General features: G+C 73.3%; 13 protein-coding genes. 4 read left to right on the top strand and 9 right to left on the bottom strand.

The features are described from left to right. The first annotated feature begins 96 nt into the window (after positions 1–96). Positions 97–915 (top strand): helix-turn-helix transcriptional regulator, encoded by an 819-nt coding sequence (locus tag ABRP24_RS00175; RefSeq protein WP_349849679.1) that lies wholly within the window; start codon positions 97–99, stop codon positions 913–915. A 68-nt stretch (positions 916–983) separates the two neighbouring features. On the opposite strand, the gene ABRP24_RS00170 is transcribed toward ABRP24_RS00175, so the two are convergent. The 9 genes from ABRP24_RS00170 to ABRP24_RS00130 all read right to left on the bottom strand — a co-directional run bounded on the left by ABRP24_RS00170 (position 984) and on the right by ABRP24_RS00130 (position 10,709). Next, positions 984–1,490 carry a hypothetical protein gene (locus ABRP24_RS00170; RefSeq protein WP_231495687.1) on the bottom strand — a complete coding sequence of 169 codons (507 nt, stop codon included), beginning with the start codon at positions 1,488–1,490 and terminating at the stop codon, positions 984–986. A 234-nt stretch (positions 1,491–1,724) separates the two neighbouring features. Beyond that, positions 1,725–1,994: a hypothetical protein gene (locus ABRP24_RS00165; RefSeq protein WP_027466025.1), complete on the bottom strand. Its 270-nt coding sequence runs from the start codon at positions 1,992–1,994 to the stop codon at positions 1,725–1,727. A 100-nt stretch (positions 1,995–2,094) separates the two neighbouring features. Then, entirely contained in the window at positions 2,095–3,795 is a 1,701-nt protein-coding gene (locus ABRP24_RS00160) for a HAMP domain-containing sensor histidine kinase (RefSeq protein WP_349849682.1), read from the bottom strand. Beyond that, positions 3,792–4,514: a response regulator transcription factor gene (locus ABRP24_RS00155; protein WP_302475580.1), complete on the bottom strand. Its 723-nt coding sequence runs from the start codon at positions 4,512–4,514 to the stop codon at positions 3,792–3,794. Before ABRP24_RS00155 ends, ABRP24_RS00160 begins: the two co-directional genes overlap by 4 nt. Before the next feature lie 35 nt (positions 4,515–4,549). Continuing rightward, positions 4,550–6,712 (bottom strand): glycosyltransferase family 39 protein, encoded by a 2,163-nt coding sequence (locus tag ABRP24_RS00150; protein WP_302475579.1) that lies wholly within the window; start codon positions 6,710–6,712, stop codon positions 4,550–4,552. Positions 6,713–6,916: 204 nt separating this feature from the next. Continuing rightward, the gene (locus tag ABRP24_RS00145) at positions 6,917–7,729 is read right to left on the bottom strand and encodes a fructosamine kinase family protein (protein ID WP_301599933.1); all 813 of its coding nucleotides are present in this window, start codon (positions 7,727–7,729) and stop codon (positions 6,917–6,919) included. 109 nt (positions 7,730–7,838) lie between these two features. After that, on the bottom strand, positions 7,839–8,573 hold the full coding sequence (locus ABRP24_RS00140; RefSeq protein ID WP_301599932.1) for a response regulator transcription factor: 735 nt from the start codon (positions 8,571–8,573) through the stop codon (positions 7,839–7,841). After that, complete coding sequence (locus tag ABRP24_RS00135) at positions 8,561–9,775, bottom strand: histidine kinase (protein WP_301599931.1); 1,215 nt, start codon at positions 9,773–9,775, stop codon at positions 8,561–8,563. The genes ABRP24_RS00140 and ABRP24_RS00135 overlap by 13 nt, the downstream gene beginning before the upstream one ends. 85 nt (positions 9,776–9,860) lie before the next feature. Continuing rightward, the gene (locus ABRP24_RS00130) at positions 9,861–10,709 is read right to left on the bottom strand and encodes a LysR family transcriptional regulator (RefSeq protein WP_111047283.1); all 849 of its coding nucleotides are present in this window, start codon (positions 10,707–10,709) and stop codon (positions 9,861–9,863) included. 71 nt (positions 10,710–10,780) lie between these two features. Here ABRP24_RS00130 and ABRP24_RS00125 point away from each other — a divergent pair, with 71 nt between their 5' ends. The 3 genes from ABRP24_RS00125 to ABRP24_RS00115 all read left to right on the top strand — a co-directional run bounded on the left by ABRP24_RS00125 (position 10,781) and on the right by ABRP24_RS00115 (position 14,310). Further along, positions 10,781–11,686 carry a DMT family transporter gene (locus ABRP24_RS00125; protein ID WP_301599930.1) on the top strand — a complete coding sequence of 302 codons (906 nt, stop codon included), beginning with the start codon at positions 10,781–10,783 and terminating at the stop codon, positions 11,684–11,686. A gap of 125 nt (positions 11,687–11,811) precedes the next feature. Next, entirely contained in the window at positions 11,812–13,398 is a 1,587-nt protein-coding gene (locus tag ABRP24_RS00120; protein WP_301599949.1) for a long-chain fatty acid--CoA ligase, read from the top strand. A gap of 42 nt (positions 13,399–13,440) precedes the next feature. Then, positions 13,441–14,310, top strand: a complete 870-nt coding sequence (locus ABRP24_RS00115) for a UbiA family prenyltransferase (RefSeq protein WP_349849687.1) — start codon at positions 13,441–13,443, stop codon at positions 14,308–14,310. The last annotated feature ends 50 nt before the right edge of the window (positions 14,311–14,360 follow it).

Below are 14,360 nucleotides of genomic sequence, written 5' to 3'. Positions count from 1 at the left end.
CGGGGGCCGAGGCAGGGCGCTGTGGCCCGGGTAAGAACGAACACCACGTGAACGCAGCGGACACGACACCTGTTGTCCGGATACGTTCGACGCACGATGACGACCGAGCGCGACGACGCACGACGGACGGCCGTGCTGCTCCCCGGGGAGCGGCTGGGGCTGGCGCTCGACGAGCGGTGTCCGGAGTTCACGGAGCTGCTGCTCGCGCCACCGTTGCACGGCATCCGACCCGACGGGCACGACTGGCTCCGGCGTCGGTACGAGCAGATCGTCCCGCTCGTGCTCCCCGCGGCACTGCGCGCGGTCGAACGTGGGGAACCACTCGACCCGGAGTGCCTGGTCCGGCTCCGCGAGGTCGCAGCCGCCAGCGCCGACGACCCGCAGGTCGACGTCTCGGTCGTGCTCCGCGGCGCCCTGCCCGCGATCCGTGTCTTCGCCCTCGTCATGCACACGGCCACCCGCGAGCACGCGACGACGATGGACCACGCCGGCCGGACGATGCTCGCGATGAGCCGGGCATCACTCGTGGCGCACGAACTCGGCTCGTGCTGGGCGGAAGCCTGGGCACAGCACCGCGGAGGGGCGTCGGCGGACCCGACGACCGCACTCGGCACCGACGACATCGACCTGGTGGCATCGGCGCCCGGCCTGGACGAGACCGAGGAACGGATGCTGGCGCTCGCCGCCCGCGGGCTCTCGAACGACGCCATCGCCAAGGAGACCGCCTACAGCCGACAGGCCGTCGCCTGGCACCTCGGCCGGCTGATGAAGTCGTGGAACGCGCCGAACCGGACGGCGCTGGTGTCGGTCGCCTTCGTCCGGGGCTGGATCCGGTCTCGGAGGGACTTCAGGCTGGCTGCACGCAACCGGCCGTCGGCGATCGAAGCGGCGCGGGCGGGCGACGACGCTCCCTGAGTCCGACAGCACACGGCAACGCCCCCGGAGACCGAGGTCCCAGGGGGCGTCGCCGATGAACGGGGGAGTCAGCCGCCGTTGACGTGGATGACGTTGTCGATGCGCTCGATGTTGCCGAACACACCCCAGTTCAGCCAGCCGCCGTCACCGTTGTTGGTGACCTTGCCGGGGCCCTTGAACCAGTAGATGACGTAGTTGCCACCCTTGATGTCGATCGACTGGGCGTCCGCGACGTCGCCCTCGACGGTGATGTCCTGGTTCTTGTTGACCACCGCGACGGTGAGGCGGTCGGGGTTGCCGGCGTTCCAGTAGCCGACGTCGAGCGCCGCCTGCACGGCACCGCCACGATCGCTCTGGTCGTTGACGGCGTCCTTGATCGCGTTGACGATCGCCACCGGGTCGAGGTTGACGTTGACGTTGCCGCCGACGGACGACGAGGTGCTGGGCGGCGCGGGCTCGGCGGCCTGCGCGGGGGCTGCGACGAACGCCCCGGCGATGACGGCGCCACCGAGGGCGGTGCCGGCGAGGAGCTTCACGGACTTGCGCTTGAACGAGTTCATGATCGTGTTTCCCATCTCTGCAGTGGTGACCCGTTCGGGTCGTCTTGCTCGGACAGGACCCAGCCTGCGTGCGCTGCGATGCGGATGCACGCGATGTGGCTCGACGTTGGTCGATCGTCTGACGATCCGGACGACGCCCGGATTTCGTGCTCAGCGACACCTCACGCGGTCGGCTGTGCGTGAGGTGTCGCACAGCCCGTGAGAACGCGTCCGAGCGCCCCGCTCCGCCCCGCCCAGTGACGCTCTCGGTCAGCGGGGCAGCAGGATCTGCACGATCGCGACGACCACGAGCGCCGCGATCGGGACGCCCGCGATCCAGGCGCCCGCCCGCATCTGCGTCCGGCGGATCGTGGGCGGTGCGTGCGAGGACCGCGCGAACTCGGTCGCGGCCACGAGCTCCGGCGCCGCGGCGGGCGGAGCGGGTTCGGGCTGGGGGCGGTCGTCCTCGAACGCCGGGACCTCGACCACCAGGTCGGTGGGGTCCGGGCGGCCCGGGAGCTTGTCGTACGCGTTCGTCACGGGGCCTCCTCGTCCGGCGTTCTCCGACCAGTATGCGGCCCGGGCGGCGCTCGGTGAGCAGGAGATGTCGAGCGCGGTCGCGGCACCCGACGTCTTCTGCTCACGAAGCTTCCCCAGCGCCCGCAGTGACCCCCGTCGACCCGCCGTCGGCCGATGCCGGCAGGTCCACGGTGAACGCGGTCCGCCCGGGCTCGGACGCGACCCGCACCGCGCCGCCGTGCGCCACGACCACGGCCCGCACGATCGCCAGCCCGAGTCCGCTCGTGCCGTGCTCCCGTGAGCGCGAGGCCTCGCCCCGGGTGAACCGGTCGAACAGCGTCGGCAGGGACTCGGCGGGGATCGGCGGCCCGTCGTTCGCCACGACGAAGCGGACGACGGCACCATCAGACGCAGACGCAGACGCAGACGCAGACGCAGACGCAGACGCAGACCCCGACGCAGGCGCGGACGCGGACGCCGACCCCGACCCGGGCACCGACTGCAACGACACCACGACGGCAGTCCCGGGCGGCGTGTGCGTCCGGGCGTTGGTCAACAGGTTCGTGACCACCCGTCGGAGCTGCACCTCGTCACCGGCCACGAGCACCGGCTGGTCGTCCACGATCTGCAGCGTCCACCGGTGGTCCGGCGCCGTCGCGCGGGCGTCCATGGTGGCCTCGACCACGAGCGACGTCAGGTCGACCGGCTCGCGGACGACCTGCGCGGCCGGCGCCCCCGACGCCAGGGCCGAGGCGTCGAGCCGTGCGAGCAGCAGCAGCTCGTCGACGAGGTCGCCCATCCGGACGGCCTCGCGTCCGATCCGGTCGACGTTGCGGTGCACGGTGTCCAGGTCGGAGGTCCGCTCCGACAGCTCGGCGTACGCCCGGACGGTCGCGATCGGCGTCCGCAGCTCGTGCGAGGCGTCGGCGACGAACGTCCGCATGCCGGCCTCGGCGTCGCGACGGACAGTGAGCGCCCGGGCGACGTGACCGAGCAGCCGGTTCAGCGCGTTGCCGACCTGCGCGACCTCGCGGTTCGCGCGCAGGTCGGAGTCGGAGACGCGGACGGGGATGTCCGGGTCGCCGCGTTCCAGGTCGAGTGCGGTCACACCGGACGCCACCGCGGCGACCCGTTCGAGCGGCCGGAGCGATCGGCGGACGAGCACCGTGAGGGCCCACGCGGCGGCGGCGAGCCCGAGCACCGTGACGACCCCGATGACGAGCAGCAGTCGGGCGATCGCGGCGTCGAGGTCACCGAGGGGGAGCGCGGTGACGAACACGTCGCCGTCGTCGCCGACCGCCTGCACCCGGTAGTCGCCGAGTGCGCCGAGTTCGACCGTCACGGGGTCACGGCCGGTCTGGACCGCTGCGAGCGTCCGCTGCTGCGCCGCGGTCAGGCGGCGCTGGTCACCGTCCCCGTCGGTGTAGCCACCGAGCACCACGTCGCCGTCACGGACGATGACGATGACCGTGCCCGCAGACTGCCCCGGCGCACCGATGAAGGCGTTGTCGGGATCCGGTAGATCGTCCGACGAAGACGAAGACGAAGACGAAGACGAAGACGAAGACGAAGACGAGGACGAGGATGACCCCGGCGGCGGCCCGGAAGCCCCCGGCGGCGGTTCCGCCCCGTCCCGTCCGCCGACGGTCCGCATCGCCGCCGTCGACAGCTCCGCGTCGAGCCGGTCGACCAGGTACCCCCGGAACGCGACGACGGTCACCGCCCCCACGACGACGTTCGTCGCCACGAGCAGCAGGGCCACGGCCGCCACGATCCGCCAGCGCAACGACGGCACACGCCCGGTGCGCCCGGGGCGGCTCACGTGGCCGGCCGGAGCACGTACCCCGCCCCACGGACGGTCTGCAGCATCGGCTCACGTCCGACGTCGAGCTTCTTCCGCAGGTACGACACGTACATGTCCACCAGGTTCGACGACGTGCCGAAGTCCATGCCCCAGACGCTCGCCAGCAGCTGCTCGCGGGACAGCACCCGGTTGGCGTTCCGGGCCAGGTGCCGCAGCAGCTCGTACTCGGTCGGCGTGAGCTCGATCGGGTCCCCGGCACGGCTGACCGAGCGGGCGTCCTCGTCGAGCCGGAGGTCCCCGACCACGACCTCGGCGCTCGCCCCGGCCGCGGCGACCCGGGTCGAGGTGCGCGCCAGGATCCGGGCACGGACGAGCAACTCCTCGATGCCGAAGGGCTTGGTCAGGTAGTCGTCGCCGCCGCCGGTCAGCCCGGCGAGCCGGTCCTCGGGGGCGTCGCGTGCGGTGAGGAACAGCACCCGCACGCCGTCGCGGGCGTCGCGGAGCCGTTCGAGCACCTCGAACCCGTCGATGTCCGGCAGCATCACGTCGAGCACGATCACGTCGGGCTGGAACTCCCGGGCCGCGAACAGCACGTCGCGCCCGCGGTGCACGGACCGCACGGCCCAGCCGTCGACCTCGAACGCCAGGGCGACGGCCTCGGCCAGGGCGTGCTCGTCGTCGACGACGAGGGCGCGGACGGGGGAGCCGTCGGTGCGCTGCAGCGGGGTGCCGGGCATGTCCCGGAGCCTATCCACCGCGCCCTCGTCGCCGGTCACTCCGTGCTGCTCAGGTCGTAGACGGTCTGGCCGCCGACGGTCGTCGACTCGTAGTTCGCCGCGACCCACTCCTGGATCGCCGACGCGGTCGACGAGCCGCCGCCCATGCCACCGCCGGAGCCGGACGACACGTAGTACCCGATGTCGCCGTCGGCGACGTACGCCTTGAACTGCGCGAGCGTCGGTGCCGGGTCGCTCGACCAGCCGCCGATCGCCATCACGGCGGTGTCGGTGTCGAGTTCGAGCTGGGCGGCCGACTGCGATCCGTTCACCGCGGCCGCCCACTTCGCGTCGGATGCCTCGAGCAGCTCCTGCAGGGCGGACGAGGTCGACGCGCCCTCACCACCACCCCCGGCCTGGAGGCCCGTCCCCGACCCGTCCTCGGAGGTCGCGTCGTCCGTGCCGTCCTGGCCACTGCCCGGTGCCGTGCCGGGCATCTCCGGCGCCTCGCCGGACGCGCCCTCCGGCGGGGTCCCGCCGGGACCCTGCTGGGTGTCCGACGTGCTGTCGGAGCCGCCGTCGTCGGAGCCGGAGGCCGACCCACCCGGTCCGCCCGTGCCTCCCGGGAAGCCACCGGTGCCGCCGCCGCCCGTCCCGCCGGAGCTGCTGCCCGCCGGACCGACGCTCGGGATCGAACCGGAGTGCGCGACGGTCGTCGTGGCGAGGGCGTAGGCGGTGGTGCCGGACAGCCCGAACAGGGTGCCGGCGAGGACACCGACCGTGACGAGCCTGCGCAGCGACGGCACGCTGCCGATGACGATCAGAGCCGCGGACAGCAGCCCCCCGGCGAGCATCACCCAGCGCAGCCACGGCAGCCAGGTCGGGTTCTCGTTGAGGAGGCACCAGCCCCAGAACGCCGTCACGCCGATCATCGCAGCGAGGCCGAGGCGGCCGACGAACCGGGCTCGTCCGTGCCAGAGCAGGGCGCCACCGGTGCCGACGAGTCCGGCGATGGCCGGGGCGAGGGCGACCGTGTAGTACGGGTGGATCGTGCCGGACATGTACGAGAACACGAGGCCGGTGACCAGGAGCCAGCCGCCCCACAGGACCAGCCCGGCGCGTGCGGGATCGGCCAGGTGCCGACGGCCGACGACGACCAGCCCGACGACCAGGGCGATGAGCGCCGCAGGCAGGAGCCACGAGATCTCGAGCCCCATCTCGGACGAGAACAGGCGGTTCAGGCCCGTCGAGCCGCCGAACGAGCCTCCAGCGGTGCCGCCGGTCATGCCGCCGCCTCCGCCGCCGTTGCCCGAGCCCCCGAAGATCCGGCCGAGGCCGTTGTAGCCGAACACCAGGTCGAGGACGGTGTTGTTCGTCGAGCCGCCGATGTACGGACGGGACTCGGCGGGCCAGAGCCACACGGCGACGACCCACCAGCCGGCGGCCACCACGAGGGAGCCGGCGGCGACGAGCAGACCGACCACACGCCGGCCCCATCCGGTGCGGGCGGCGAACAGGTAGACGAGGCCGAAGGCGGGCAGGACGAGCAGGCCCTGCAGCATCTTCGTCAGGAACGCGAAGCCGAGGGCGACCCCGGCGAGCGCGATCCACTTCCAGCTGCCCCTCGGCAGCGCCCGCACCGTGCAGTACGCCCCGGCGGTCATGAGCAGGACGAGCAGGGCGTCCGGGTTGTCGAAGCGGAACATCAGCGCCGCTGCCGGGGTCGCTGCGACGACGAAGCCCGCGAGCAGGGCACCGACGTTCGCGGTGGTGGCGCCGAGTCGGGCCAGGGTGCGGCGGACCGTGCCCCAGACCAGGGCGACGGAAACAACGGCCATCAGTGCCTGGGGGAGCAGCAGGCTGAAGCTCGAGAAGCCGAACAGTCGGGCCGACAGCACCATCACCCATAGCGAGGCGGGCGGTTTGTCGACCGTGATGAAGTTCGACGAGTCGAGGGAGCCGAAGAAGAACGCCTCCCACGACTTCGTGCCGGCCTGCACGGCGGCCGCGTAGAAGCTGTTGGCGTACCCGGAGACGCTGAGGTCCCACAGGTACACCACGGCGGTCACGGCCAGGAGCGCCCAGAACGCCGGTCGGAGCCAGCGGGCGTCCTCGCGCTCGCCGAGGAACAGCCGGGCGAGGGGCGGGCGGCGCCGATCCCGGGCGGCACTGCGCGCGGGGTCGCGTCGGTCGGTCACGGGTATCGGGTACGTGGTCATGTCGATGAGCATCCGGGGCGTTCCCCGACTGCTGCACTGCGCCGGCTATGTGCGGGCTAAGGACGCTCGGTGCGCCCCCTCACACGGTGCGAGGGTGCGGTCTGCCGTGGTGCGAGGTTCCGCACTCGGTGCGAGGCACGCGGGGTCGCACGGAGTGTGGAACCTCGCACCGTTCGTGCGGCGCCCCTCGCACGGTGAGAGGGGTCAGGCGTACCGCTGGGCTGCTCGGAGTGCGGCGCCGGTGTACGAGCCGCCGAACAGGAACACGTGCAGCAGCAGCGGCGCGAGCTGGTGGAGCTCGACGCGCTCCTGCCAGCCGTCGGCCAGCCGTGACGCCCGGTCGTAGGCGGCGAGCACCGTCTCGAGCCGGGGGAGCCCGAACAGCCCGAGCAGTGCCAGGTCGGTCTCCGCGTGCCCGCCGTGGGCGATCGGGTCGATGAGCACGGCGCCGGTCGGTTCGGACGAGTCCGTCGGCCAGAGGACGTTGCCGGCCCACAGGTCACCGTGCAGGCGAGCGGGTCGGTCCCCGACGAGCGCGGGCTGCGGCGACCCGAGCGTGCCGTCCTGCACGCGCGAGGCGACCCGTTCGAAGACCGCGGCCTCGGCGTGGTCGAACCCGCCGGCGTCGACGATGCGCCGGACGAAGTCGCGGATGCGGTACTCGGCGAAGAACTCGCCCCAGGTCGCCGGTGCCTGCCCGGCCGCGACGAACGGCGTGCGGGAGCGGCCCATCCGCAGCGCAGCACCGCGGGTCCATCCGGAGGGCGGCGCACCCCAGTGGTCGGCACCGGCGGCGTGCGTGTGCGCGAGGGAGCGGCCGAACCGCTCCGCCTGGGCGGCGGTGGGGGCGCCGTCGGAGATCAGCTCGAGGTCGAGCACGGTCGGGCCCGGACGCCCGAGCACGCGGGCGATGCGGGTGCCTCCGGTGTCCTCGGCCTCGGCGAGCCAGGCGAGTCCGGCGGCTTCGGCTGCCGCTTCGTCCGCGGTGGTGAAGGTCTTCACGTGCGTCTCGGCCATCGGTCCATCCTGCCGAGGGGGAACCGTCGACCGTTCAGCCGACGGTCACCCGATCACCCGATCGCCCGGTCACCCGGCGACCCGATCGCCCGGTCACCCGGCGACCCGGTCACGCGCTCGGCTCTCCCCGCCGGGCCGCGTGCACGACGAGTGCGAGCTGCACCCGGTTCTCGACGCCGAACTTCTCGTACACGTGCCCGACGTGCGTCTTCACGGTGGCCAGGCCCACGTACAGGTCGGCGGCGATCTGCGCGTTGGACGCCCCGTTCGCCACGGCGAGCGCGACCTCCCGCTCCCGCTCGGTCAGCAGGGCGAGCAGCCGGCGCTCCTCGGCTCCGTCCGGAGCGGTGCCGACCCCAGGCCCGGCCGGTCCGCCGCCCCGGCCAGCGGCCGTCTGGCCCGAGCGGGGCCCGGCCGCGAACGCGATGACCCGGTCGAGCACGGACGGGGACAGGATCGAGCGCCCGGCCGCGACGGTCCGCACGGCCTGCACGAGTTCGTGCGGCGGGGTGTCCTTCAGCAGGAACCCACGGGCGCCGGCCTGCAGCGCTCCGAGCACGAGGTCGTCGCCCTCGAAGGTCGTCAGCACCAGGACGGCCAGGTCGGGTCGTCGGCGCAGTTCGCGTCCGGTGGCGACGAGTCCGTCGCACCGGGGCATCCGGATGTCCATGAGCACGACGTCGGGCGCGGTCGACGCGATGACGCCCTCGGCCTCGAGCCCGTCGCCCGCTTCGCCCACCACCACCAGCCCGTCGTCGCCGCTGAGCAGCATGCGGAGCCCGACGCGCACGAGCTGGTCGTCGTCGACCAGGACGACGCGGACGGGAGCGGTCACGGGGTCCACGGCAGCACCGCCTCGACCACGTGCACGCGCCCGTCGTCGCTGCCGGCGCGGAAGCTCCCACCGACGAGACGGGCGCGTTCGGCGAGCCCGCGCAGGCCGTGCCCGGCGGTGTGCCCGGAGGCGTCCGCGGGCGCAGGTCCGGCGGCCAGCGTGTTCGAGACCACCACTCGGATCGCCGGGCCGGGGACGGTCTCGACGACGACGTCGACGAGCTCTCCGGGGGCGTGCCTGCGGGCGTTCGTCAGCGACTCCTGCACGATCCGGTAGGCGTGTCGCCCCACGGCCGTCGGTACCGCCGCGCTGTCGGTGTCGACGCGCGCGCGGACGGTCGCACCGCCGGAACGCGCCTGGTCGAGCAGGCCGGGCAGGTCGACGAGCGTCGGCTGCGGAGGCGCGGTGCCGGTCACCTCGTCGCCGCCGTTCGCCGCGGGGTCGCGCAACACCCCGAGGACGTCGCGCAGGTCGGTGAGCGCGGAGTGCGCCTCGGCCCGCACGACCCCGGCCGCCGCGGCGGTCTCGTCGGGGGTGAGCCCCGGACCGCGGTACTCGAGCGCACCGGCGTGCAGCGCGACCAGGGACAGCCGGTGGCCGAGGACGTCGTGCATCTCGCGGGCGATGTGGGCGCGCTCCTGCTCGCGGGCACGGTCCTCGCGCAGCTGTTGGTCGCGTTCGAGCAGGGCCGCGCGCTCGCGCAGGGACAGCAGGAGCGCCCGGCGCTGTCCGATCCCGATGCCGATCGCGACGAGCAGGGCGATGCCGACGAGGCCCACGAGCATGATCTGCCAGAGCGGCATGTCATCCACGGGGGGTGCCAGGACGACGTCGTAGAGCAGTGTGGCGCCGAGCAGCACCGCGCCGGCGACGGCGAGTTCCACGGCTCGACGCCGGGTGGCGAGTGACACGAGGGAGAGTCCGGCTGCGCCGACGGCCAGTGTCGACACCGAGCTGAGGGCACCGATGACGACGGTGATCACCAGCGGTGCCCGGTGCCGGAACGGCAGGAGGACGAGGGCGATCAGGCCGGCTCCCACATCGCCGAGGATCAGTGCGCCGACGTGCAGGTCGCTCCACCCGCGGGTGTCCGTCGACGGCCACACGAGCCCCGCGGTGAGCAGCCCGGTCAGGGCCGCGACGGCGACCCGCCAGGTCTGGGACCACACACGCTGCCCGAGCGGCACGGCGGGGAGCGCGGTCGAGGTCATGCCCCGAGCCTAGGGAGCCGTCGGGACGAGCGGATCCGCCGAAGGTCGGAGCTGCCGGAGCTGCCTGACCAGGGGACCGTCCGTCTCAGACCGCGTCGACCAGGGCCCGCGCCAACGGGTGCCACGCTCGGGACGACGGCCCGCTCAGCACCAGGGTCCGTTCGAGCCGCCGGGCCATCGGGATCATCACGAGGTCGGGCGGCAGCATCCCGCGGCCCAGGGTCGGCACGATCGACACGCCCTCGCCCCGCTGGATCATCCCGAACATCGTGCTCATCTCCCGCACCCGGTGGGCGTACCGGAACGGGCGGCCGTCGAGCTCGTGCAGCTTCTGGATCTGGTACTCGCAGCCGCCGCCGCCCGCCACCAGGCCGTCCTCGTGCAGATCGTCGAGGGTGAGTGCGGGCAGTTCGGCGAGGGGGTGGTCGCGGCGGATCACGGCGGCCATCTCGTCCCGCGCCACGACCACGCCACCCGCTGGTGCCGGCGACGGGTCGACGAGCACGGCGGCGTCGACGGTGCCCGCCTCGAGCCACTCCGGCATCTCGTCGTCGTCGCCCTCGTAGACCTGCACGTCGACGTCCGGCAGGGTCACCGCCCACAGCTCCCGGAGCCGCGGCAGCAGGCCCTGGCAGACGGTGGGGACGGCGGCGAGGCGCACGGTGCCGCGCGCCGTGGCGGGCCGGACCACCGCCTCCAGGGCTTCGACCGAGGCGAGCACGCTGCGGGCGTGGGCCAGCAGGCGGTCGCCCAGCGGTGTGGCGGCGGCGACCGTGCCGCGGCGCACCACGGGGCCACCGACCTCGCGTTCGAGCCCGGCGACGGCGTGGGACACCGCGGACTGCCCGACGCCCAGCGCGGCGGCCGCCGCGGTGAAGGACCCGGCGTCGAGCGTGGCGACGAACGCGCGCAGTTGCTGGACCGAGACGGTCATGCGTCCTCCTCATGTCGGCATGAGCCCCATGCGTTTGCCGCATGTCACTCGCTGGTCCGACACTAGGCCACGTGAACGCCCTCCTCTACGCCCTCGTCGCACTGACCTGGGGCTCGAGCTTCCTCTTCGCGAAGATCGGACTCGACGGACTCGCCCCGCAGCAGGTCGCCACCGTGCGGACCGTGCTCGGTGGGGTGACGCTCGTCGTGGTGCTCCTCGCGACCCGTCGCCGGTGGCCCCGGGAACCACGGACCTGGGCGCACCTGGCGGTCGTCGCGGTGTTCCTCAACGCGGTGCCGTCGTCACTGATGGCGTGGGCCGAGCAGACGGTGCCCTCCGGGCTCGCGAGCATCTACAACGCGACGACGCCGATCATGACGCTGGCCGCGCTCGCGGTGCTCGTGCCGTCCGAACGGCTGTGCGGACGGCAGGTGCTCGGGATCGTGCTCGGCATCGTCGGGGTGCTCGTGCTGGTCGGCCCGTGGGACGTCCTGACCGACCCGGAGGTCCTGGCGAGCGTGCCGGGGCAGGTCGCGCTGCTCGGCATGACGGCGTCCTACGGCATCGGGCTCGCCTACCTGCGCCGGGTGGCCGTGGCGAGCGCGTACGACCCCGTCACGCTGGCGACGGTCCAGCTGACGCTGGCCTCCGGGATGCTCCTGCTGGTCGCGCCCGTCATCGCGACCGGTCCGGTACAGCTGGACGGGAGGATCGTGGCCGCGATGATCGCGCTCGGTTGCGTCGGCACGGGGCTGGCCTACGCCTGGAACACCCGGCTCGTGCAGGCGTGGGGCGCCGGCCGCGCCTCCACCGTCACGTACCTGACGCCGGTGGTCGGGGTGGCGCTCGGTGTGCTCGTGCTGGGGGAGCGGGTGCGGTGGAACGAGCCCGTCGGCGGACTCGTCGTCCTGCTCGGGATCGCCCTGGCGTCCGGGGTGCTCCTCCGTCGGCGGGAACCTGCGGCGTCCGCCGCCTGACCGGTCCGCCGGGTCGAGCCTGCCTGACCGGTCCGCCGGGTCGAGCCTGCCTGACCGGTCCGCCGGGTCGAGCCGTAGGATCGGCGGTGACGACGACGAGGTCGTCGACGAAGACGGAGACCGGCATGCACGACACCCACACCACCCGCGCGACCGCGTCGGTCGCAGCCATCCTCGCCGAGTCGGCGGCACGCTACCCGGACGACGTCGCCGTCATCGTGGGCGACGTCCGCACGACCTACGCCGAGCTGTGGGCACAGACCCTGGCCTACGCCGGGGCGCTCCGCGCGCGGGGCGTGACCGAGGGGTCGAAGGTGGCGATGCTCGTGCCGAACGTCGCGGACTTCCCCCGCGTCTATTACGCCACGCTCGCCCTCGGCGCGGTGGCCGTGCCCGTGCACGCGCTGCTGAAGCGCCGCGAGATCGAGTACGTCCTGCGCGACAGCGGCGCGACGCTGCTCGTCTGTGCCGCCCCGCTGCTCGGCGAGGGCGCCGCCGGAGCCGAGCTCGCCGGGGTCGACGTCGTGACCGTGCTCGCACCGGCGACGACCGACGACGGGTCCGCGGCCGGCCCGGACCGGCTCGAGGCCCTGGCCGCGCAGAGCGAACCGCTCGACACCTACGTGCCGCGGCACCCGTTCGACACCGCCACGATCCTGTACACGAGCGGCACCACCGGCCAGCCCAAGGGTGCCGAAGGGTCGCACTTCTCGCTGCTCGAACAGGTCAACACCAACCTGATGACGACGTTCGACATGCACCGCGGGGACGTCCTGCTCGGCGCCCTGCCGCTGTTCCACACGTTCGGGCAGACCTGCACGATGAACACCGGGTTCCGGACCGGCGCGACGCTCGTCATGCTGCCGAAGTTCGACGGTGACACGGCGCTCGCCGCGATGGTCGAGCACGGCTGCGGCATCTTCATGGGCGTCCCGACGATGTACATGGCGCTGCTCGACGCCGCGACCCGGTCCGAGGCCCGTCCGACGCTCCGGTACGCGATCTCCGGCGGGGCCTCGCTGCCGCTCGCGGTGCTCGAGCGGTTCCAGCAGGTCTTCGACGCGCCGATCCACGAGGGGTACGGGCTGACCGAGACCTCGCCGGTCGCCACCTTCAACCACGTCGGGCAACCGCCGCGCCCCGGCACCATCGGCACAGCGGTGTGGGGCATCGACGTCGAGATCGCCGACCCCGAGGTCCGCGACGCGATCGTCATGCTGCCGCACGGCGAGATCGGCGAGCTCGTGATCCGCGGCCACAACCTGATGAACGGGTACCTCGACCGGCCCGAGGACACCGCCGAGGCCATCGTCGACGGGTGGTTCCGCACCGGTGACCTCGGCACGAAGGACGACGACGGGTACCTGACGATCGTCGACCGCACCAAGGACATGATCATCCGCAACGGCTACAACGTGTACCCGCGGCAGGTCGAGGAAGTGCTCGCCACCCACCCCGACGTCGCGATGGCCGCGGTCTTCGGCGTGCCGCACGCCGTGCACGGGCAGGAGGTCGAGGCCGCGGTGGTCCTGCACGCCGGCGCGTCCGTCGAGCCGCAGGTCCTGGTCGACTTCGTCGCCGCTGAGATCGCCGCGTACAAGTACCCGCGGGTGGTGCACGTCCTCGAGGCGCTGCCGCTCGGTCCGAGCGGCAAGGTGCTCAAGCGCGAGCTCGTCGACCGGTTCGGCGTCGAGGTGACGGTCGTCCCGTGACCCCTGCCACGACCGTGCAGGCGCGATCCGTACGCTGACCGGGTGACCGCCAGCCGTACCCCGTCGACCGCGCGCCTGCTGTTCGCGTCGTCGCACCCCGGCCCCACGGTCACCGTGACCGTCCTCGCCGCGGTGATCGCCGCAGCCGTGGGACACCCCGTGTGGCTCGTGGTGCTGGTGGCGCTGACGGTCGTCGCCGGGCAGCTGTCCATCGGGCTCGCGAACGACTGGATCGACGCGGACCGCGACCGAGCCGTCGGACGGAGCGACAAGCCCGTGGCCCGCGGACTCATCGCCGTCGGCACCGTCCGTGCCGCCGCGTACGTCACCGCCGGGATCGCCGTGGTGCTCTCGCTGTTCCTGGGGCCGGTCGCCGCCCTCGCGCACCTCGTGCTGGTCGCCGCGGGGTGGGCCTACGACGCCGGCCTGAAGCGTTCGGTGTGGTCGGTGGCGCCGTTCGTCGTCGCCTTCGGACTGCTGCCCGTGGTGGCCGTCGCGGCCGGGCCCGAGGGGCAGTGGCCGGCGTGGTGGGCGATCGCCACGGGGGCCGTCTTCGGCATCGCGATCCACTGCACCAACGTGCTGCCCGACCTGGTCGACGACGCCGCGACCGGGGTCCGGGGCTTCCCGCACCGGTTCGGGCTCCGCGGTGCGGGGATCGTCGCGTTCGCCTCGCTCGTCGTCGCGGCCGCGCTGGTGCTCGGCGGACAGGTGCTCGGCGACGACCCCGTCCGGGGTCTCGGCGTCGTGCTCGCGGTCCTCGGTGCCGTCGTGGTGGCCGTGCTCGCCGTCGTCGGCGTCCGGTTGGTGCTCGCGGGGCGCGCATCACGCACCCTGTTCCGGCTGGTCATCGCGTCCTCCCTCGTGCTCGTGATCGAGCTCGGCTTCGCGGGCGCGCGACTCGTCGCCTGACGACGCGGAGCACGCTGCGCCTCTGCGCAGGCGCGCGTCTGCACGACTGC

The sequence above is a fragment of the Curtobacterium sp. WHRI 8282 genome (assembly GCF_040223925.2).
GTDB lineage: Bacteria > Actinomycetota > Actinomycetes > Actinomycetales > Microbacteriaceae > Curtobacterium > Curtobacterium flaccumfaciens.
The sequence above is the reverse complement of the archived record's forward strand: the minus strand, read 5'-3'. Positions and strand labels throughout refer to the sequence as shown.